The organism is Pseudomonas sp. HY2-MNA-CIBAN-0224, assembly GCF_040310285.1.
GTDB classification, from domain to species: Bacteria; Pseudomonadota; Gammaproteobacteria; order Pseudomonadales; family Pseudomonadaceae; genus Aquipseudomonas; species Aquipseudomonas helleri.
On record NZ_JBEOPQ010000426.1, the window covers coordinates 1 to 280 of the forward strand.

Here is a 280-nt window from a genome sequence, read left to right on the forward strand (position 1 = left end):
GCAGTAGATTGGTTAAATCAGCAGCAATAGCTCCAGAAACCATAGCTTTGAAAACGACGGCTTCAAGCATGAATAAAAATAGAACGGCTGATAACGCGCTTTACTCTTGTGCATTTCCTACGTCTGCTGCCTTAATACGTTTCGTCAATGCTGAATAAAGCGACGGCTGCATGTTATGGATGTTACCGAGCATCCATTTAACATAGTTGATGGGCACGTCTTTAATCAGCTTACCTTTATGCTTACCAAAGGGCATTTTGCTCACTGGATTGGCCTTGTT

At 42.5% G+C, this 280-nt stretch carries 1 protein-coding gene; it reads right to left on the reverse strand.

Annotated elements, in window-relative coordinates; all coding sequences use genetic code 11:
• Nucleotides 1-100 precede the first annotated feature (100 nt).
• The coding region (locus AAEZ03_RS27030; protein WP_350582894.1) for a putative quorum-sensing-regulated virulence factor at nt 101-280 on the reverse strand (180 nt) is incomplete at its 5' end.